The following is a 17,512-nucleotide window of genomic DNA, read 5'->3' on the forward strand; positions in this document are numbered from 1 at the left end:
ACCTTTTTATTAGCGATGCTGGTGATTAGCGATGCTGGACGATCTGGACGCGTTGGCCGCTGCCGTATTGGGTGACACTGCTGCTCAAGCCGCTGCCGAGCTGTTCGATGCTGGCAGCGTTGTTCGAACCAATCTGAGCGATCGCGGCCTGGTTGTCGCTGCCGATCTGGCTGATGTCGGCCAGGTTGCCCTGGCCAATCTGCAGAATGGTGGCGATCTGGTTCTCGCCTTGCTGGAGAATGAAGGCCTGCTGGTCGCTGCCCTGTTGCATGATGTTCGCCAGCTGAGCCGTGCCGGTCTGGCTTACGTCGGCCAGATTGTCGCTGCCTGTTTGCAGCACTCGCGCGACCTGCATGTCGGGCAATTGCAACGCTGCCGCCGACTGATTAGCGAGGCTCAATGAGCCTGCCGCAAGATCTCCGTTGTCCATCAGATCGGCCGCATGAACCGCGTGACCGGTGAGCAGAAGGGCGGCGAGCAAGCCGCGGCGGAATAGGGCTAGACAATCCATGCAGGCACCTCGGAATAGTGTTCGGATTCTTGACTGCAGGCGGGGCGCTGAACATCCATCGAACGGTGCAAAACAAGCGCTACGTGATGAACGGGGCGAATTAATCCTTGTGCAATTCACAGCTCATCTCGGTCCATGTCGAAGGTGTCCTGGAGTAGGTTCTGCAACTTGCTGCGGTTGACTTCCTCCAAGATCAGCTGCGCGGCTTGGGTGGCGATGTCTTCGATCTCCGCTACGTTGGGCTGCAGAAAGCGCCGGTAGACCGTGCGCTGCCCATATTCCACCCAGACCAGGCTGCCCCAGCGCGCGGAAGGACGTTCGCGTACCACCAGATCGCCCTCAAGCGCGCTGGCGTCCTGCAATTGAAAGCTCAGGTAGCGGTGGAAGTCATGACCGAAGCGAGTGATGGTGTTGTCGATGATCAGCCCGCTCAGTTCCGCCTCGCCTTCCGCCTGGCCCAGCGCTGCCTGAGCCTGCATCGGGCCGAGCAGGCTCAGCAGCAACAGGCACAGCGTCAGGCGTGACACGACTCGGACCAATCCAGCCGGCCACGCAGCAGAAAGGCCGCCTCGGCCCGGTTGGAGGCACCAATCTTGCGCAACAGGTTGTGGATATGGCTCTTGATGGTATGGGGGCTTAGGCACAGCTGTTCGGCAATTTCGGCGTTGGATAGGCCTTTGCCGGCCAGGCTGAGGATTTCCCGCTCACGCAGGGTCAGCGACGGTTTGCTGCCGGCGAGTTGGCGCATGCGCCGCCACTGGCTGAGCAAGCGTTCGGTCAAGACCCGCGGCAGCCAGTCGCCGCCTTCGAGCAATACCTGGATGCCGTCGAGTAGGTGCTCACGAGTGGCATGGCTGTAAAACACGCCGCGAATGGCAGGGTGCTTGTCGACCAACTGCTCAGCCTGTTCCGGGGCGATGTTGACCAGCGCAACGGGCGTCTGCTCGTCGAGCTGATCGAGCAGTGTCGACAATTGCTCAGTCTGGCTATTTCCCGAGTCGAGTAGGTAGAGATCGGTGCTGCCCGGAACGATCTTCTCGAGCCGCGCCAGGGCTACCTCTAGCTGAGCCTGTTCACCAAGAAAGTGTTTGAAGAACAGCCCGAGAAGCTCATTGCCGGTCAACAGGGTGACGGTAGGCCGGTTACGTTCCAGGTGGGTGAAGTCCGCTTCGTCCATGTTCAATCCTTGGTTTGGAGTGCCGTTATGCTGCATAGAAAAGTTACTAAACGACCGGCCAGAAATGACGAAGTTCAGCGTTCACGTTGGGATTAGGTCGGCATCTGCGCGCTGAGGATGACATCCCGACGGACGGTTGAAGAAACGCTGTGGTGGACTTAATGGACTAAGGTGAGTCAATCGCCCATTCGATGGAGCCTGCATGAGCGACCCCTCCCGCGAACTGACTTTGCGCGCACTGTTGACCGGCCTGCTGCTGGGGGCCGTGCTGACACCTTCGAATATCTACTCGGGGCTCAAGATCGGCTGGTCGTTCAACATGTCGATCATCGCGCTGCTGGTCGGTTTCGCCTTCTGGCAGAGCCTGGCGCGAGTGCTGAAAAGGCCCGCCTGGACGCTGCACGAAAGCAATATCAACCAGACCACTGCCTCATCCGCGGCTTCGATCATTTCCAGCGGTTTGGTCGCACCGATTCCTGCCTACACCCTGATCACCGGCCAGCAGTTCGACACCTTGCCGCTGGTGGCCTGGGTGTTCTCGGTCAGCTTTCTCGGCATCTGGGTCGCCTGGTACTTGCGGCCTTCACTGATTACCGAAACGCAGTTGCGCTTTCCTGAAGGCATGGCGACCTTGGCGACCATGCAGCAGATTTACAGCCATGGCGCAGAGGCGGCGCGGCGCTTATGGGTACTGGGCTCGGCTGCGCTGCTGGCTGCGTTGGCCAAGCTGCTGGACGGTCTCTGGTGGAGCGTGCCGCGCTGGGCTCCCAGCGCGCAGCTGGAGCGCTTGACGTTCAGCCTCGAGCCGTCGCTGTTGCTGCTGGGCTTCGGCGGAATCATCGGCTTACGGGTCGGGTTGTCGTTGCTGCTCGGCGCGTTGATTGCCTGGGGCGTGCTGGCACCCTGGTTGTTGACGGAAGGTCTGGTAACGCTGCCGGCGGGCGCCAGCGGGCCGCAATTCGGAGTGCTGATCGAGTGGCTGCTGTGGCCGGGAGTTAGCCTGATGGTCTGCGCTACGCTGATTTCACTCAGCCTGCGTTTTTTGCGCGCCCGACGAGGCGCTGCAGCACAGCGCCTGCGATTCGCACGGCCCGCGCCACTGCCGGCGCTCGGGCTGGGCCTGGCGGCCATCCTGGTGATCGCCCTGCAGATGAGTCTGTTTGATATCCATCCACTCATGGCCGCGCTGTCGATCCCGCTGGCGCTGCTGTTGGCCATGGTTGCGGCACGTGTCGTCGGCGCCACCGGGATACCGCCGATTGGTGCGATCGGGCAGCTGTCGCAGCTGAGTTTCGCTGCCATTGCGCCTGGTCAGGTGGCGATCAACCTGATGAGTGCCAACACTGCAGGCGGTGCTGCGGGTCAATGCACCGATCTGCTCAACGACTTCAAGGTCGGTCATGCAATCGGCGCAGCCCCCTCGCGCCAGGTGGTCGCTCAGTGCCTGGGTATTCTGGTCGGCAGCCTGGTAGGGGTGCTCGTCTATCAACTGCTGATTCCTGATCCTCAGGCCATGCTGATCACACCCGAGTGGCCAGCACCAGCCGTGGCGACCTGGAAAGCTGTGGCGCAGGCGCTCACCGCCGGGCTCGGCTCGATCAGCCTGGACATCCGCTGGGCGATGTTGATCGGTGCACTGGTCGGCGTTGTGCTCGGCCTGCTCGAAGGCTCGGCGCCGGTCTGGCGGTTGCGCTGGTTACCCAGCTCCGCGGCGCTGGGGCTGGCTTTCATCATTCCTGCGTCGATCTCGCTGATGATGGCTTTCGGCGCCCTGTTGGCCTGGCTGTTCGCGGCCCGCTGGGGCAGCCTGGCCGAACGTTTTGTGATCGTTGCCGCCGCCGGGTTAGTGGCCGGTGAAAGCATGGCTGGTATCGGGATCTCGTTGTGGCAGTTGTTGCGCTGAGTTTTGGTCAGGCGTCCTCGAGGCAGAATGGCGCGTGGGCATCCGATGAACGGTCTTCTGCCAACGCGGCGACCAATGGCGGCAGGGCTACAGCGCCCGCCTCGTCTAGGTTTCGGCGATTTGAAAGATCCTGTCACGCGCGCGGGTGAAATTTATTTTCGTGGGCAGTGCCGGAGTATGTGAACCCCTTGAAACTGGAGAGCGATCATGCAAACGACCAAGCTCGCCGCGCTGACTCTAGCCGGCCTTATGTCTACCGCTGTATTTGCCGCAGGCACAACGGACAACGAAGCCATTCATGACAAGGGCCGCTACGACGCGGATAGCAGCTCGATGAAGAGCGGCACTCACGACGGCAAAATGGGCGGCGCCCATGACGACACCATGATGGACGGCAAAACTACCGACGACACCGACCGCGAAGGCCTGACAACCGGTATGGGCACCACCGTTGACGGTGAGCCGGCAGGTCCGGGAACTGAAACCGGTACAAGTGTCGGCAACACGACCGCCACGGGAAGTAGTGCTACTGGCAACTGATATGCCTTTGCCGCTAGATGAGAGCCCCGGCTTCGGACGGGGCTTTTTCTTGCGCAACCGTTGGCGTCTTGCTGTCGCAGCTGATTGCGTCCGGAACCCCATGACCCCTAATCGGGAGACGCTCATGGCTATACGCGTTTCGTTAGCCGTTTCAACATTGATGGCCGCGTCGTTGGCAATCGCCGCCGGCACTGGTCCGGCGCACCCTGAGAAAGCCCGCGAACATCCACTGGACACGCGCGAGCCGCGGCAGGATGTAATCGAGAGCGGAGATGACAGCCAAGGCCAGCCGAGGCCCCCAACGCTGGAAGCACCGCCTGAGGTGCCGCCCGTTACGCCTGTCGAGCGCCCATCATCGCCGGATCGGCAGGACCCACGTTCGGGCGAAAGCGGCGATTCAGCTTCAGCCAGCTGAACAATCGTGCGAAACCGTGACAGTCATGCGGCAAAACGAAAACGGGAGGCCTAAGCCTCCCGTTCGATACTGCCAGTGCAGCGCTTAGAACAGCACGCGGCTGCGGATGGTGCCGTTGACCTGCAGCAGTTTTTCCAGCGCCAGGTCGGAATATTCCTTATCTACATCGATGACGACGTAGCCGACTTTCTCGTTGGTCTGTAGGAACTGGCCGCAGATGTTGATGCCGTTGTCGGCGAACACCTTGTTGATCTCGCTCATCACGCCCGGGATGTTCTGGTGGACGTGTAGCAGGCGGTGCTTACCGGGGTGCGATGGCAAGGCCACTTCCGGGAAGTTGACGGACGATACCGAGGTGCCGTTGTCGCTGTACTTGACCAGCTTTTCCGCCACTTCCAGGCCGATGTTGGCCTGTGCTTCGGCGGTCGAGCCGCCGATGTGTGGGGTCAGGATCACGCGGTCCAGACCACGCAGCGGGCTTTCGAATTCCTCGTCGTTGGACTTGGGCTCGACCGGGAATACGTCGATGGCGGCGCCAATCAGATGCTCGTCCTTGATCGCAGCGGCGAGGTGATCCAGCTCGACCACGGTGCCGCGGGCGGCGTTGATCAGGATTGCGCCTTTCTTCATGGCGCGTATTTCCTTCTCACCGATCATCCACTGAGTGGATGGCAGCTCGGGTACGTGCAGGGAGACGATGTCGCACATGCCCAGCAGTTCGTACAGCGAGCCGATCTGAGTGGCGTTGCCCAGCGGCAGCTTGGTCACCACGTCATAGAAGAACACCTGCATGCCGAGGCCTTCGGCGAGCACCGACAGCTGCGTGCCGATGGAGCCGTAGCCGATGATGCCCAGCTTCTTGCCGCGAATTTCGAAGGAGTTGGCTGCCGACTTGATCCAACCGCCGCGATGGCAGGACGCGTTTTTCTCCGGAATGCCCCGCAGCAGCAGGATGGCTTCGGCGAGCACCAGCTCGGCCACCGAGCGAGTGTTGGAGTAGGGTGCGTTGAACACCGCAATGCCGCGCTCACGGGCGGCATTGAGATCGACCTGGTTGGTGCCGATGCAGAAACAGCCGACGGCGATCAGTTTTTTTGCTGCTTCGAAGACGTCCTCGGTGAGCTGAGTGCGCGAACGAATCCCGATGAAATGGACGTCGGCGATCTTCTCTTTCAGCTCCGACTCGGTCAGCGCGGTCTTGAGGTACTCGATGTTGGAGTAGCCGGCGGCCTTGAGGGTGTCGACAGCGTTCTGGTGCACGCCTTCGAGAAGAAGGAACTTGATCTTGCTCTTGTCGAGAGAGGTCTGGCTCATCTGCATTTAAACCTTAAGGCCGAAGGGTAGGACGAAGTGTCCAGCGAAGGCTGGCCGACCCGGTATCAGCGGTGTCGGGAGTCTGCCGAGGCACGTTTCAAAAGGGTGCGTATGCTAGCATACGCACCCCTCGAAACACCCATGTCCTGAGCTGAAGCGTACTCAGGGTGACCATGAATCGAATGAGAGTTCCCATGATGACCGACCCCGCCCTGATCGACGAGCTGAAGACCCTGGTCGAGCCTGGCAAGGTGCTGACCGATGCCGATTCGCTGAACACCTATGGCAAGGACTGGACCAAGCAGTACGCCCCGGCACCCTCGGCCATCGTGTTCCCGAAGACCATCGAGCAGGTGCAGGCAATCGTGCGCTGGGCGAACGAGCGAAAGATCGCGCTGGTGCCCTCGGGCGGCCGCACCGGCCTTTCCGCTGCCGCGGTGGCGGCCAATGGCGAAGTGGTGGTGTCGTTCGATTACATGAACCAGATTCTCGAATTCAACGAGATGGACCGCACCGCGGTCTGCCAGCCGGGCGTGGTCACCGCACAGCTGCAGCAGTTCGCCGAAGACAAGGGCCTGTATTACCCGGTGGACTTCGCTTCCGCAGGCTCCAGCCAGATCGGCGGCAACATCGGGACCAACGCAGGCGGGATCAAGGTGATTCGCTATGGCATGACCCGTAACTGGGTGGCGGGTCTTAAGGTCGTCACTGGCAAGGGCGATCTGCTCGAGCTGAACAGGGACCTGATCAAGAACGCCACCGGCTATGACCTGCGCCAGCTCTTCATCGGTGCCGAGGGCACGCTGGGCTTCGTCGTCGAGGCGACCATGCGCCTGGAGCGCCAGCCAACCAATCTGACTGCGCTGGTGCTGGGCACGCCGGACTTCGACTCGATCATGCCGGTGCTGCACGCCTTCCAGGACAAGCTGGACCTGACCGCCTTCGAGTTCTTCTCCGACAAGGCACTGGCCAAGGTGCTCGGCCGCGGCGACGTGCCGGCACCGTTCGAAACCAGCTGCCCGTTCTACGCGCTGCTGGAATTCGAAGCCACCACCGATGAGCGCGCCGATCAGGCGCTGGCGACGTTCGAGCATTGCGTTGAGCAGGGCTGGGTGCTCGATGGCGTGATGAGCCAGAGCGAGCAGCAGCTGCAGAACCTGTGGAAGCTGCGCGAGTACATCTCCGAGACCATCAGCCACTGGACGCCGTACAAGAACGACATCTCCGTCACCATTGCCAAGGTGCCGGCCTTCCTCAAGGAAATCGACGCCATCGTCGGTGAGCACTATCCGGACTTCGAGATCGTCTGGTTCGGCCACATCGGCGACGGCAACCTGCACCTGAACATCCTCAAGCCCGATGCGATGGACAAGGACGAGTTCTTCGGCAAGTGCGCGACGGTGAACAAGTGGGTGTTCGAAACCGTGCAGAAGTACAACGGTTCGATCTCCGCCGAACATGGCGTCGGCATGACCAAGCGTGACTACCTCGAGTACAGCCGTTCGCCGGTGGAAATTGAGTACATGAAGGCAGTTAAGGCAGCCTTCGATCCGAACGGCATCATGAATCCGGGCAAGATTTTCGCTGTTTGAGCAGACAGGAACTCTCCATGACCTACAAGCACCAGTACACCGACGGCACCACGATCCATTACCCGTTGGGCAAAGTCGTCTGCATCGGCCGTAACTACGCCGAGCACGCCAAAGAGCTGAACAACCCGGTGCCGACCGAGCCCCTGCTGTTCATCAAGGCCGGCAGCTGCACCGTGCCGCTGGACAGCGGCTTCAGCATTCCCTCTGACCGTGGTGCCGTGCACTACGAGGCGGAAATCGCCGTGCTGATCGGCAAGCCGTTGTCGCGCAAGCCGAACGAAGAAGAGGTTCGCGACGCGATTTCCGGGTTCGCCCCAGCCCTCGACCTGACCCTGCGCGACGTGCAGGCCAAACTGAAGGAAAAGGGCCATCCATGGGAAATCGCTAAAAGCTTTGATGGTGCCTGTGTGCTGGCACCATTCGTGCCGGGCGATGCAGTGGAGGATCTGACCGATATCGGCGTGCGCCTGACCATTAACGGTGAGGTGCGTCAGGACGGCAACAGCAACCAGATGCTCAACGCCATCCTGCCGCTGCTGCAGCACATCGCCGGGCACTTCAGCCTGCAACCGGGCGACGTGGTCCTGACCGGCACGCCTGTGGGTGTAGGCCCCCTCCATCAGGGTGACGAGCTGGTACTGGAACTGGTCGGGTTGTCTCGCTTCGAGAGTCGCGTGCTTTAACCCAGCATGGCCCGGGTACGTCTGACGTATCCGGCCTGCAGCGCTATATCCTCCCTGTAAAGGTCATGCTGTAATCGCACACTCTACTTGGGTTTGCCTAGATGCCTGACGCCGCCATCCGACCGTCCCGCCTCCGCTTGTTTCTGTACGTTTCCCTAATCCTAACCATCGCAATGGCCGTGCTGGTCGGCTGGATGCTGCATTGGGACGACCAGCTGAAACTCTACTGGCACGAGCAATACGTCGAGTCTCAAGAGCGCGCGGCGAGCATCTGGTTGCCTGACTATGAGCTGGCGTTGGAGACCACATTGTTTGGCCTGGAAGACGATGAAACCTCTGGGCTGACCTGGAATGCAGCGACCGGGACGCTGTTTACTGTCACCGGCCGAAACCCGCAGCTCGTGGAGTTTTCCCCTGGCGGCGTCGTGCTGCGGCGCATCACCCTGACCGGATTCTCTGATCCTGAAGCGGTCGAAGCGCTGGATGACGGGCGACTCGGTATCGTCGACGAGCGGCGTCGGCTGGTTGCAGTGTTTCGGCTGGCGCCAGGGGTGGAAAGTCTCGATCTTGATGATCTCGCAACCTATGACCTGGGTTTCGACGGTGCAGGCAATAAAGGCTTCGAAGGGCTGGCCTGGAATCCGCGCACCAAACGCATGCTGTTGGCCAAGGAGCGCGATCCGCAGGGATTGTTCGAACTGCCTTTTCCCGGAGAGGACGGCGCCGCCGGCATCCTTGAGGCCTGGCCCGAGCAGCCGCTGCTGGTGCGTGATATCTCATCGGTGACCATCGACCCGCGTACCGGCCACACTGTGATGCTGTCCGATGAATCGCGCCTGCTGGTCGAGCTTGACCAGCGAGGCCGGCCGCTCAGCTTCATCAGGCTGCTCGGCGGCCTCAATGGTTTGGTTGAGGGAATAGACCAGGCCGAGGGCGTCGCCATGGACGAGCACGGCGATATCTACGTCGTAGCCGAACCCAATCTTCTCTACGTGTTCAGGCGCAAGCGGTAACAAGCAGGGGCCAGCGCAGTCCATGCATGCGCTGCGCCGCCAGCAGCCGTTAAGGTTCAGCTAAGCCTGGGCGGGCACACTTTCAGTCCCGTCCTTGCGAAGTGAGCATGATGCGCCCTGTTTTGAAATGGATATCAACCGCCCTGGCCGGTGCGGCATTGCTGCTGGCTGTGGCTGTCGGTCAGCATCTTCACCTGTTCGAGCAAACCTTGTTTCACTTCAGCCAGTGGCGGCAGGCCGATCGGCTGCAGGAGGTATCCCTCTGGCTGCCGGGCTATCGCGCGGACATCCAGGCGCAGGTGGTCGAAGGGATCGATGACGACCTCTCGGCGCTGACCTTCGATCCCGACCGCAACAGCCTAATCGCCATCACCAACGGCAAACCGCAGCTGCTTGAGCTCAGCCTCGATGGCAAGCTGTCACGGGCGATTCCGCTGGTGGGCTTCGGTGACCCGGAGGCGATCGAGTACATTTCCCGCGGCGTTTATGTGATCAGCGATGAGCGCCTGCAGCGTCTGTTGCGAGTTGAGGTGAGTGAACGCACCGAGTCGATCGATGCGACCGCCAGTCAACAATTGTCGTTGGGAATCGGGCAGAACGGGAACAAGGGTTTCGAGGGCCTGGCTTACGACGTGGCCGGCAAGCGCTTGTTCGTGGCGAAGGAGCGCGATCCGGTGCGCATTTATGAGGTCGAGGGCTTTCCCTACGCCGAGGATGACCAGCCGCTGGGCGTACACGTCAGCGAGGACCGCGAGCGCGACGCCGATCTGTTCGTGCGGGATCTGTCCAGCCTGCAATATGACCAGCAGACGGGCCACTTGCTGGCGCTTTCGGACGAGTCTCGCTTGGTGGTCGAACTGGACATCCATGGCAAAGCTATCAGCGCATTGTCGCTCAAGGCCGGCGACCATGGGCTGGAGGCGGATGTGCCTCAGGCCGAAGGCATCGCCATGGGCCCGGACGGCACAATCTACCTCGTCAGCGAGCCCAATTTGTTCTATGTATTTCGCAAGGCCGACTAGCCAGCATTGGCTCGGCTGGCTCGGCTCGGCTCAACGCTTCAGGGTCTGAACGCCATCTTTGGTGCCCAGCAGCAGAATGTCGGCCGGGCGTGCAGCGAAGAGCCCGTTGGTGACCACGCCGACAATGTTGTTGATCTGCGCTTCCACATCCGGGGCGAAACCGATCATAAGGTTATGCACGTCGAGAATGACATTGCCATTGTCGGTCACCACGCCTTCACGGTAGACCGGATCGCCACCCAGCCTGACCAGTTCACGCGCCACGTGGCTGCGGGCCATTGGAATCACTTCGACCGGCAGGGGAAACTCGCCGAGGCGCTCGACCAGCTTGCTGCCGTCGGCAATGCAGATGAAGGTGCGGGCCACTGCGGCGACGATCTTTTCCCGGGTCAGGGCTGCGCCGCCGCCCTTGATCAGTTCCAGATGGCTGTTGGTCTCGTCGGCACCGTCGACGTAGAACTCAAGGTCCGATACCGAATTCAGGTCGTAAACCGGGATGCCGTGGCCTTTCAGGCGCTCGGCGGTAGCGTCGGAACTGGCGACCGCGCCGTCGAAGAAGCCTTTGTGCTTGGCCAGCAGATCGATGAAGAAATTGGCGGTGGAACCGGTGCCAACGCCGACGATGCTGCGGTCGGTGAGCTGCGGCACGATGAGGTCGACAGCGGCCTGGGCGACAGCCTGCTTGAGTTGATCCTGAGTCATGGCGTAAAGGTCCGGGCGGTGAGTGAGTCGAAGGGCAAGAGTATAGCGGGGGCTCATCGGCGGGTCTTGCCTGCTAAGGCTGTACTGCTGTTTTGCGCGCCGATTGACGGTGGCCGCAGGGTTTTTCGCAGAGTAGACTCGTCTGCCCCGCAAGGCCCGCCAAGATAGCTCACGATGCTCGAACAGTACGTCAAGAAGATCCTCACCTCGCGCGTCTATGACGTTGCGGTGGAAACCCCGTTGCAGCCTGCCCGCCAGCTTTCCGAGCGGCTGGGTAACCAGATTCTGCTCAAGCGCGAGGATCTGCAGCCGGTGTTCTCCTTCAAGATTCGCGGTGCCTATAACAAGCTGGCGCAGCTGTCACCCGAGGAGCTGGCGCGCGGCGTGGTCACCGCATCGGCCGGCAACCATGCGCAGGGCCTGGCCTTGGCGGCCCGTGAGCTGGGTATCAAGGCGACCATCGTCATGCCGCGCACCACGCCAGAACTGAAGGTGCAGGGCGTGCGAGCTCGCGGCGGCAAGGTGGTGCTACACGGGGATGCTTTTCCCGAGGCGCTGGCCTATTCGCTGCGGCTGGTGGAGGAAAAGGGCTACGTCTATATCCACCCCTACGATGATCCGCACGTCATTGCCGGGCAGGGCACCGTGGCGATGGAAATTCTTCGCCAGCATCAGGGCCAGCTGGACGCGATCTTCGTGCCGGTAGGCGGTGGTGGACTGATCTCGGGGGTGGCCGCGTACATCAAGTACCTGCGCCCCGAGATCAAGGTCATCGGTGTGGAGCCGGACGATTCCAACTGCCTGCAGCAGGCGATGGCCGCTGGCGAGCGCGTGGTACTGCCGCAGGTGGGGTTGTTCGCCGATGGGGTGGCGGTGGCGCAGATCGGTCAATACACCTTCGATATCTGCCGGCACCATGTCGATGAAGTGATCACGGTCAGTACCGACGAAATCTGTGCGGCCATCAAGGACATCTACGACGACACCCGCTCGATCACCGAGCCGGCCGGTGCCCTGGCGGTGGCCGGGATCAAGCGCTACGTCGAGCGTGACGGGGTTGAGAACCAGGTGTTGGTCGGTATCGACTCGGGTGCTAACGTCAATTTCGACCGCCTTCGCCACGTCGCCGAACGGGCCGAGCTGGGCGAAAAGCGCGAGGCGATTATCGCCGTGACCATCCCCGAGGAGCCGGGCAGCTTCAAGGCGTTCTGCGAGGCCATCGGCAAGCGCCAGATCACCGAGTTCAACTACCGCTACCACCAGGACCGCGAAGCGCACATCTTCGTCGGCGTGCAGACCCATCCGGAAAACGATCCGCGTGCGGCGTTAGTGGAAGGGTTGCGCGCCAAGGGTTTCCCGGTACTCGATCTCACCGACAATGAGCTGGCCAAGTTGCACACACGTCATATGGTCGGCGGACATGCGTCCGGTGTCAGTGACGAGGTGGTTTACCGCTTCGAATTCCCGGAGCGTCCAGGGGCGCTGTTCAACTTTCTCAGTAACCTCGGCGGGCGCTGGAACATTTCGATGTTCCACTACCGCAACCATGGTGCTGCCGACGGTCGAGTAGTGGCCGGCTTGCAAGTACCCGCCGAGGACCGTCACCTGTTGCCCGCCGCGCTGGACAAGATCGGCTACCGCTACTGGGACGAAACGGACAATCCGGCCTACCAACTGTTTCTCGGCTGATCAGCCGTACCGTGAGGATCAATGGAACATTACCAACTGCTGAACATCACCCACGCCGTGCTGGCGATATTGCTCACGCTCGGGCTCATCGCCCATATCGCCATGCTGTGGAAGGCCTGGCGACGGGCAGATCCAGCCGTATTGCAGAATAAACTGCGGCGGACCCGGCTGATGTCGCTGCCCTTGCTCGCCGTGTTGGGATTGCTGCTGCCGGTGACAGGTTGGTGGTTGGCCCATCTGGCAGGCTTTCCGCTCGGCCAGCTGTGGCTGCTGGCCAGTTCGGTGCTGTTCCTGATCCTCGTACCGCTCACGCTGCTGCTCAGCGGCCGCCTGCGTGCCTGGCAGCAGGTGGGTGACGGTCCTGCTCCGGCGAAGCTGCCGCGTTTTGCGCTGGTCTATGCCGGTCTGATCCTGCTGATTCTTGTCGCAATCATGGGCCTGATGGGAGCCAAACCGGTCTAGCGGCTCCCGTGGGGCGGCTGGTGTTCAGCGCAGGCTTATGATCTCCCAGCCTCGCTGCTGCGCGATCTCCCTCAACGTCGGGTCAGGATCGACCGCGACTGGATGGCTGACCCGCTCGAGCAATGGCAGGTCGTTGCGCGAGTCGCTGTAGAAATAGCTGTCATCCAGGCTCTGGTCATTTTCCCTCAGCCAGCGTTCGATCCGTGTCACCTTGCCTTCCTGAAAGCACGGCACATCAGTCAACCGACCGGTGTAGCGTCCCTCCTGCATCTCGCATTCGGTGGCCAGCAGGGTATCGACGCCCAGCCGTTTGGCGATGGGCCCGGTAATGAAGCGGTTGGTTGCGGTGATGATCACCACCCGATCACCGGCGTCATGATGCTGGCGGACCAGTGCCTCGCCTTTCGCCAGCACGATGGGCTCGATGTGATCGCGCATGAACTCAGCATGCCATTGCTGAAGCTGCGGCATCTCGCTGCGCCCAAGCAGCTCCTGGCAGAAGTTTTGATACTCCAGCACATCCAGCGCGCCGGCCAGGTAGTCCTGATAAAAAGCATCGTTGCGGGCGCGATAGGCCTCGGCGTCGACCAGCCCGCGCTGGCAGAGAAATTCGCCCCAGGCGTGGTCGCTGTCGCCGGCCAGGAGGGTGTTGTCGAGATCGAATAGAGCTAGGCGCACGCTGCGTTCCTCGGGCGATGAAGGGGGGCGAAGCATAGCGGGATCGCTCGATATATGGCAGATGCCAAGCACTTCGATGGAGCGCCGCTTCCGGTTGATCAATGGCCCCCATGCGCGCTTTCTGCTTTTCACGTTTTTGTGGAACAATGCCGCGACATGCGTTTGCGAGGTTGTTGCCGTGATCGACTCCGATGGTTTTCGCCCCAATGTCGGCATCATCCTGACCAATGATGTCGGGCAGGTGTTGTGGGCTCGGCGGATTAATCAGGATGCCTGGCAATTTCCGCAAGGCGGAATCAATCCACGCGAGACGCCGGAAGAGGCCCTCTACCGCGAACTCAACGAAGAAGTCGGCTTGGAACAGCAGGATGTGAAAATCCTTGCTTGCACCCGCGGCTGGTTGCGCTATCGCTTGCCGCAGCGCCTGGTGCGTACTCACAGCCAGCCGCTGTGCATCGGTCAGAAACAGAAGTGGTTTCTGCTGCGCCTCACCGGCGCCGAAGACCGGGTGCGCATGGATCTGACTGGCAAGCCAGAGTTCGACGGTTGGCGCTGGGTCAGTTACTGGTACCCGCTAGGCCAGGTAGTCACCTTCAAGCGCGAGGTTTACCGTCGCGCCTTAAAAGAACTCGCCCCGCGCCTTCTGGCGCGGGATTGACGGGAGAAAGCCCCTGAGCATGCTCGGCACGCTGCGCAAGATCGTCCAGGAAGTCAATGCCGCCAAGGACCTCACGGCGGCGTTGGGCATCATCGTGCTGAGAGTTCGGGAGGCCATGGCAAGCCAGGTCTGCTCGGTCTACCTGCTAGATCCGGAATCCGGACGCTTCGTGCTCATGGCCACCGAAGGCCTGAACAAGAAAGCCATCGGCAAGGTCAGCATGGCGCCCAACGAGGGTCTGGTCGGTCTGGTTGGCACCCGCGAGGAGCCGCTAAACCTGGAGCATGCCTCCGAGCACCCGCGCTATCGCTACTTTGCCGAGACCGGTGAAGAGCGCTACGCCTCTTTTCTCGGCGCACCGATCATCCACCACCGGCGGGTGATGGGCGTACTGGTCATCCAGCAGAAAGAGCAGCGGCTATTCGACGAAGGCGAGGAAGCCTTCCTGGTTACGATGAGCGCGCAGCTCGCCGGGGTAATCGCCCACGCCGAGGCAACCGGCTCGATCCGCGGCCTCGGCCGGCAGGGCAAAGGCATTCAAGAAACCCGTTTCATCGGTATTCCGGGTGCGCCCGGGGCGGCGGTAGGCACGGCAGTCGTCGTGCTGCCTCCTGCTGATCTGGACGTTGTACCCGACAAAGCCATCGATAACATTCCAGCCGAGCTTGAGCTGTTCGAAGCAGCGCTCGCGGCTGTACGTGCCGACATGCGTGCCTTGTCCGACAAGCTAGCGACGCAGATGCGCAAGGAAGAGCGCGCACTGTTCGACGTCTACCTGATGATGCTCGACGACTCTGCCCTCGGTGGCGAGGTGTCCAAGGTCATTCGCACCGGCCAGTGGGCGCAAGGCGCTCTACGCCAGGTCGTTGCCGATCATGTGGGTCGCTTCGAGATGATGGACGATGCCTACCTGCGTGAGCGTGCCTCGGACGTCAAGGACATCGGCCGGCGTCTACTCAGCTACCTGCAGCAGGCCCGCCAGCAGACGCTGACCTACCCGGACAACACCATTCTGGTCAGCGAAGAACTGTCTCCGGCAATGCTCGGCGAAGTGCCTGAAGGCAAGCTGATGGGCATGGTGTCGGTGCTCGGATCGGGCAACTCGCATGTGGCAATCCTGGCCCGGGCAATGGGCATTCCGACGGTGATGGGGGCGGTCGACCTGCCGTACTCGAAGGTCGACGGCATCGAGCTGATCATCGACGGCACCCGTGGCGAGATCATCACCAATCCTGCCAAGGTGCTGCGCGAGCAGTATCTGGTCTTGGCCGAGCAGGAGCGGCAGCTATCCGAAGGCCTGGACATCCTGCGCGAGCTGCCTTGCGAAACCACCGACGGTGTGCGCATTCCGCTTTGGGTGAATACCGGCCTGCTCGCCGATGTGGTGCGGGCGCAGGAGCGTGGCGCCGAGGGCGTCGGCCTGTATCGCACCGAAGTGCCCTTTATGATCAAGGAGCGCTTCCCCAGCGAGAAGGAGCAGATGGCGATCTATCGCGAGCAGCTCCAGGCCTTCCACCCGCTGCCGGTGACCATGCGCAGTCTCGATATCGGCGGTGACAAGAGCCTGCCGTACTTCCCGATCAAGGAAGAGAATCCCTTCCTCGGCTGGCGCGGCATCCGCGTCACCTTGGATCACCCCGAGATTTTCCTGCTGCAGACCCGCGCCATGCTCAAGGCCAGCGCCGGGCTGAACAACCTGCGCATTCTGCTGCCGATGATTTCCGGCACGCGCGAGCTGGAAGAGGCGCTGCACCTGATCCACCGCGCCTGGGGCGAGGTGCGTGACGAAGGCACCGACGTCGAGATGCCGCCGGTGGGGGTGATGATCGAAGTGCCGGCTGCGGTCTATCTGACCCGCGAACTGGCGCGTCAGGTGGACTTCCTCTCGGTGGGGTCCAATGACCTGACGCAATACCTGCTAGCGGTCGACCGCAACAACCCGCGTGTGGCCGATCTCTATGACTACCTGCATCCGGCAGTGCTCGAGGCCTTGCAGCGCGTCGTCCGTGAAGCCCACGGCGAAGGCAAGCCGGTCAGCATCTGCGGTGAGATGGCAGGTGACCCCGGTGCGGCCATCTTGCTGTTGGCGATGGGGTTTGACAGCCTGTCGATGAATGCCACCAACCTGCCGAAGGTGAAGTGGATGCTGCGTCAGATCAGCTCGGTCACGGCGCGCGAGCTGCTGGCCAAGGTCATGGTCATGGACAGCCCTCAGGTGATCCATGCCACCGTGCAGTTGACCCTGCGCAACTTGGGGCTGGATCGCATGCTCAACCCGTCGGCGGCGCTCTAGATCGGATCCGGACGGCTTACCTGGCTGGATGAAGGTACGTCGATGCGGCGTTGATCCAAGACCCCACCCGGTCCGAAGCGGCGCTCGGTGATATGTGCGGAGCCGTCCGCGCGGCGGATCAGTACTGTGCTGGCACGGGTGCCGTAGTCAGCGCTTGATATGAATACGCTGGACAGCTTCTTCTCCCATTCGTAGGGCACGCCGGTGCTTGGCATATCGCCGTCTGCGGCGGGCTGGGGGTCGCTCAACACCTGCAACAGGGTGTCCACCTCCGGTGCGTCGATACTGGCCTGCAACGCGGCGCGGGCGCGAACGAGCTTCGGCCAGGGCGTATTCAGCGCTGCGTTCGACAAGCCGTAGACACCAGCCGACAACCGTTCCGGTGTGGCGGACTTTGAATTCAGATACCACAGCTCACGCGCATCCCCGACCAGCAGGTTGAAACCCGAGTAATGCTCGAGGTGGCCAGTCAATTCGCTGAGGTAAGCCTGGGGTGACAGAGCACTGCGCAGATAGCGCTCGGGCAGTTCGCCTCGTGAGCGCGCACCTGCTGGGGTACCCGGTGCGCGAATGTTGGTCAGTGCCGCGAAGCGTCCCGCTGCACTGATTCCCATCCAGGTCCCGCCCGCCAGGAGGTCGCGCCCAGCTACGATGTCTGGCGCGTCGTCCCAGTGACCCAGCGGCAGACTGGGACGCGCATGAAATTCGTCTCGGTTGGCCGCGACGATCAGCGGCAATGCGTGGCACGGGCGCCAGGCGAATACGATCAGGCACATGGTTAGGCTCAGCTGGGTGCGAGAGGCGAAAGCTTGAAGCCAAGCCGCCCGGCTCGGCAACCCGCTTTCAGCTTCCGGGCAGTT

At 61.8% G+C, this 17,512-nt stretch carries 18 protein-coding genes; 11 read left to right on the plus strand and 7 right to left on the minus strand.

Annotation, left to right across the window (positions count from 1 at the left end; all coding sequences use genetic code 11):
• Window positions 1-25: 25 nt before the first annotated feature.
• The 3 genes from ACQKEK_RS14340 to ACQKEK_RS14350 all read right to left on the minus strand — a co-directional run bounded on the left by ACQKEK_RS14340 (window position 26) and on the right by ACQKEK_RS14350 (window position 1,610).
• Window positions 26-511 carry a curli production assembly protein CsgB gene (locus ACQKEK_RS14340; RefSeq protein ID WP_499143545.1) on the minus strand — a complete coding sequence of 162 codons (486 nt, stop codon included), beginning with the start codon at window positions 509-511 and terminating at the stop codon, window positions 26-28.
• 116 nt (window positions 512-627) lie between these two features.
• Window positions 628-1,038, minus strand: coding sequence for a CsgE family curli-type amyloid fiber assembly protein (locus tag ACQKEK_RS14345; protein WP_499143546.1), 411 nt, complete (start codon window positions 1,036-1,038; stop codon window positions 628-630).
• Window positions 1,026-1,610 (minus strand): helix-turn-helix transcriptional regulator, encoded by a 585-nt coding sequence (locus ACQKEK_RS14350; protein WP_045432296.1) that lies wholly within the window; start codon window positions 1,608-1,610, stop codon window positions 1,026-1,028. The genes ACQKEK_RS14345 and ACQKEK_RS14350 overlap by 13 nt, the downstream gene beginning before the upstream one ends.
• A gap of 280 nt (window positions 1,611-1,890) precedes the next feature.
• On the opposite strand from ACQKEK_RS14350, the gene ACQKEK_RS14355 reads away from it, so the two are divergent.
• From ACQKEK_RS14355 to ACQKEK_RS14365, 3 genes are all read left to right on the plus strand, one after another.
• On the plus strand, window positions 1,891-3,591 hold the full coding sequence (locus ACQKEK_RS14355) for an OPT/YSL family transporter (protein WP_499143547.1): 1,701 nt from the start codon (window positions 1,891-1,893) through the stop codon (window positions 3,589-3,591).
• A 207-nt stretch (window positions 3,592-3,798) separates the two neighbouring features.
• Window positions 3,799-4,131 (plus strand): hypothetical protein, encoded by a 333-nt coding sequence (locus ACQKEK_RS14360; RefSeq protein WP_052724748.1) that lies wholly within the window; start codon window positions 3,799-3,801, stop codon window positions 4,129-4,131.
• Window positions 4,132-4,255: 124 nt separating this feature from the next.
• Window positions 4,256-4,546, plus strand: coding sequence for a hypothetical protein (locus ACQKEK_RS14365; protein WP_499143548.1), 291 nt, complete (start codon window positions 4,256-4,258; stop codon window positions 4,544-4,546).
• An 84-nt stretch (window positions 4,547-4,630) separates the two neighbouring features.
• Here the strand turns inward: ACQKEK_RS14365 and serA are convergent, their stop codons facing one another.
• Window positions 4,631-5,860: a phosphoglycerate dehydrogenase gene (serA, locus tag ACQKEK_RS14370; protein WP_128120179.1), complete on the minus strand. Its 1,230-nt coding sequence runs from the start codon at window positions 5,858-5,860 to the stop codon at window positions 4,631-4,633.
• Between the two features lie 197 nt (window positions 5,861-6,057).
• Here serA and ACQKEK_RS14375 point away from each other — a divergent pair, with 197 nt between their 5' ends.
• The 4 genes from ACQKEK_RS14375 (at window position 6,058) to ACQKEK_RS14390 (ending at window position 10,170) form a co-directional block, all read left to right on the plus strand.
• Window positions 6,058-7,452: a D-2-hydroxyglutarate dehydrogenase gene (locus tag ACQKEK_RS14375; RefSeq protein WP_045432291.1), complete on the plus strand. Its 1,395-nt coding sequence runs from the start codon at window positions 6,058-6,060 to the stop codon at window positions 7,450-7,452.
• Between the two features lie 17 nt (window positions 7,453-7,469).
• Window positions 7,470-8,135, plus strand: coding sequence for a fumarylacetoacetate hydrolase family protein (locus tag ACQKEK_RS14380; RefSeq protein WP_046163012.1), 666 nt, complete (start codon window positions 7,470-7,472; stop codon window positions 8,133-8,135).
• Between the two features lie 101 nt (window positions 8,136-8,236).
• Window positions 8,237-9,148 carry an SdiA-regulated domain-containing protein gene (locus ACQKEK_RS14385; RefSeq protein ID WP_499143549.1) on the plus strand — a complete coding sequence of 304 codons (912 nt, stop codon included), beginning with the start codon at window positions 8,237-8,239 and terminating at the stop codon, window positions 9,146-9,148.
• A gap of 107 nt (window positions 9,149-9,255) precedes the next feature.
• Window positions 9,256-10,170 (plus strand): SdiA-regulated domain-containing protein, encoded by a 915-nt coding sequence (locus tag ACQKEK_RS14390; RefSeq protein WP_499143550.1) that lies wholly within the window; start codon window positions 9,256-9,258, stop codon window positions 10,168-10,170.
• 30 nt (window positions 10,171-10,200) lie between these two features.
• Here the strand turns inward: ACQKEK_RS14390 and rpiA are convergent, their stop codons facing one another.
• Window positions 10,201-10,872 (minus strand): ribose-5-phosphate isomerase RpiA, encoded by a 672-nt coding sequence (rpiA, locus tag ACQKEK_RS14395; protein ID WP_127838246.1) that lies wholly within the window; start codon window positions 10,870-10,872, stop codon window positions 10,201-10,203.
• Window positions 10,873-11,046: 174 nt separating this feature from the next.
• Here rpiA and ilvA point away from each other — a divergent pair, with 174 nt between their 5' ends.
• Window positions 11,047-12,561 (plus strand): threonine ammonia-lyase, biosynthetic, encoded by a 1,515-nt coding sequence (ilvA, locus tag ACQKEK_RS14400; RefSeq protein WP_499143551.1) that lies wholly within the window; start codon window positions 11,047-11,049, stop codon window positions 12,559-12,561.
• A gap of 21 nt (window positions 12,562-12,582) precedes the next feature.
• A complete protein-coding gene (locus ACQKEK_RS14405; RefSeq protein WP_128120182.1) occupies window positions 12,583-13,023 on the plus strand; it encodes a DUF2269 family protein in 441 nt (146 codons plus the stop codon).
• A 24-nt stretch (window positions 13,024-13,047) separates the two neighbouring features.
• Here the strand turns inward: ACQKEK_RS14405 and ACQKEK_RS14410 are convergent, their stop codons facing one another.
• Window positions 13,048-13,701 (minus strand): histidinol-phosphatase, encoded by a 654-nt coding sequence (locus tag ACQKEK_RS14410; RefSeq protein WP_499143552.1) that lies wholly within the window; start codon window positions 13,699-13,701, stop codon window positions 13,048-13,050.
• 178 nt (window positions 13,702-13,879) lie between these two features.
• Between ACQKEK_RS14410 and ACQKEK_RS14415 the strand changes: the two genes are divergently transcribed.
• Both ACQKEK_RS14415 and ptsP read left to right on the plus strand, forming a co-directional pair.
• Window positions 13,880-14,359, plus strand: a complete 480-nt coding sequence (locus tag ACQKEK_RS14415) for an RNA pyrophosphohydrolase (protein ID WP_045432287.1) — start codon at window positions 13,880-13,882, stop codon at window positions 14,357-14,359.
• Window positions 14,360-14,378: 19 nt separating this feature from the next.
• A complete protein-coding gene (gene ptsP, locus ACQKEK_RS14420) occupies window positions 14,379-16,652 on the plus strand; it encodes a phosphoenolpyruvate--protein phosphotransferase (RefSeq protein ID WP_499143553.1) in 2,274 nt (757 codons plus the stop codon).
• On the opposite strand, the gene ACQKEK_RS14425 is transcribed toward ptsP, so the two are convergent.
• Window positions 16,649-17,428, minus strand: a complete 780-nt coding sequence (locus tag ACQKEK_RS14425) for an NRDE family protein (protein ID WP_499143554.1) — start codon at window positions 17,426-17,428, stop codon at window positions 16,649-16,651. The two genes, ptsP and ACQKEK_RS14425, sit on opposite strands and share 4 nt — an antisense overlap.
• Between the last annotated feature and the right edge of the window lie 84 nt (window positions 17,429-17,512).

The organism is Pseudomonas sp. NPDC077408 (genome assembly GCF_050269105.1).
Lineage (GTDB): Bacteria > Pseudomonadota > Gammaproteobacteria > Pseudomonadales > Pseudomonadaceae > Stutzerimonas.

Excerpts from the sequence above, each read along its gene's own strand:
- ACQKEK_RS14385 (WP_499143549.1), top strand. The coding sequence starts at position 8,237 with ATGCCTGACGCCGCCATCCGACCGTCCCGCCTCCGCTTGTTTCTGTAC.
- rpiA (WP_127838246.1), bottom strand. The coding sequence starts at position 10,872 with ATGACTCAGGATCAACTCAAGCAGGCTGTCGCCCAGGCCGCTGTCGAC.
- ilvA (WP_499143551.1), top strand. The coding sequence starts at position 11,047 with ATGCTCGAACAGTACGTCAAGAAGATCCTCACCTCGCGCGTCTATGAC.
- ACQKEK_RS14405 (WP_128120182.1), top strand. The coding sequence starts at position 12,583 with ATGGAACATTACCAACTGCTGAACATCACCCACGCCGTGCTGGCGATA.
- ACQKEK_RS14360 (WP_052724748.1), top strand. The coding sequence starts at position 3,799 with ATGCAAACGACCAAGCTCGCCGCGCTGACTCTAGCCGGCCTTATGTCT.
- ACQKEK_RS14365 (WP_499143548.1), top strand. The coding sequence starts at position 4,256 with ATGGCTATACGCGTTTCGTTAGCCGTTTCAACATTGATGGCCGCGTCG.
- ACQKEK_RS14340 (WP_499143545.1), bottom strand. The coding sequence starts at position 511 with ATGGATTGTCTAGCCCTATTCCGCCGCGGCTTGCTCGCCGCCCTTCTG.
- ACQKEK_RS14375 (WP_045432291.1), top strand. The coding sequence starts at position 6,058 with ATGACCGACCCCGCCCTGATCGACGAGCTGAAGACCCTGGTCGAGCCT.
- ACQKEK_RS14425 (WP_499143554.1), bottom strand. The coding sequence starts at position 17,428 with ATGTGCCTGATCGTATTCGCCTGGCGCCCGTGCCACGCATTGCCGCTG.
- ACQKEK_RS14380 (WP_046163012.1), top strand. The coding sequence starts at position 7,470 with ATGACCTACAAGCACCAGTACACCGACGGCACCACGATCCATTACCCG.
- ptsP (WP_499143553.1), top strand. The coding sequence starts at position 14,379 with ATGCTCGGCACGCTGCGCAAGATCGTCCAGGAAGTCAATGCCGCCAAG.
- ACQKEK_RS14390 (WP_499143550.1), top strand. The coding sequence starts at position 9,256 with ATGATGCGCCCTGTTTTGAAATGGATATCAACCGCCCTGGCCGGTGCG.
- ACQKEK_RS14355 (WP_499143547.1), top strand. The coding sequence starts at position 1,891 with ATGAGCGACCCCTCCCGCGAACTGACTTTGCGCGCACTGTTGACCGGC.
- serA (WP_128120179.1), bottom strand. The coding sequence starts at position 5,860 with ATGAGCCAGACCTCTCTCGACAAGAGCAAGATCAAGTTCCTTCTTCTC.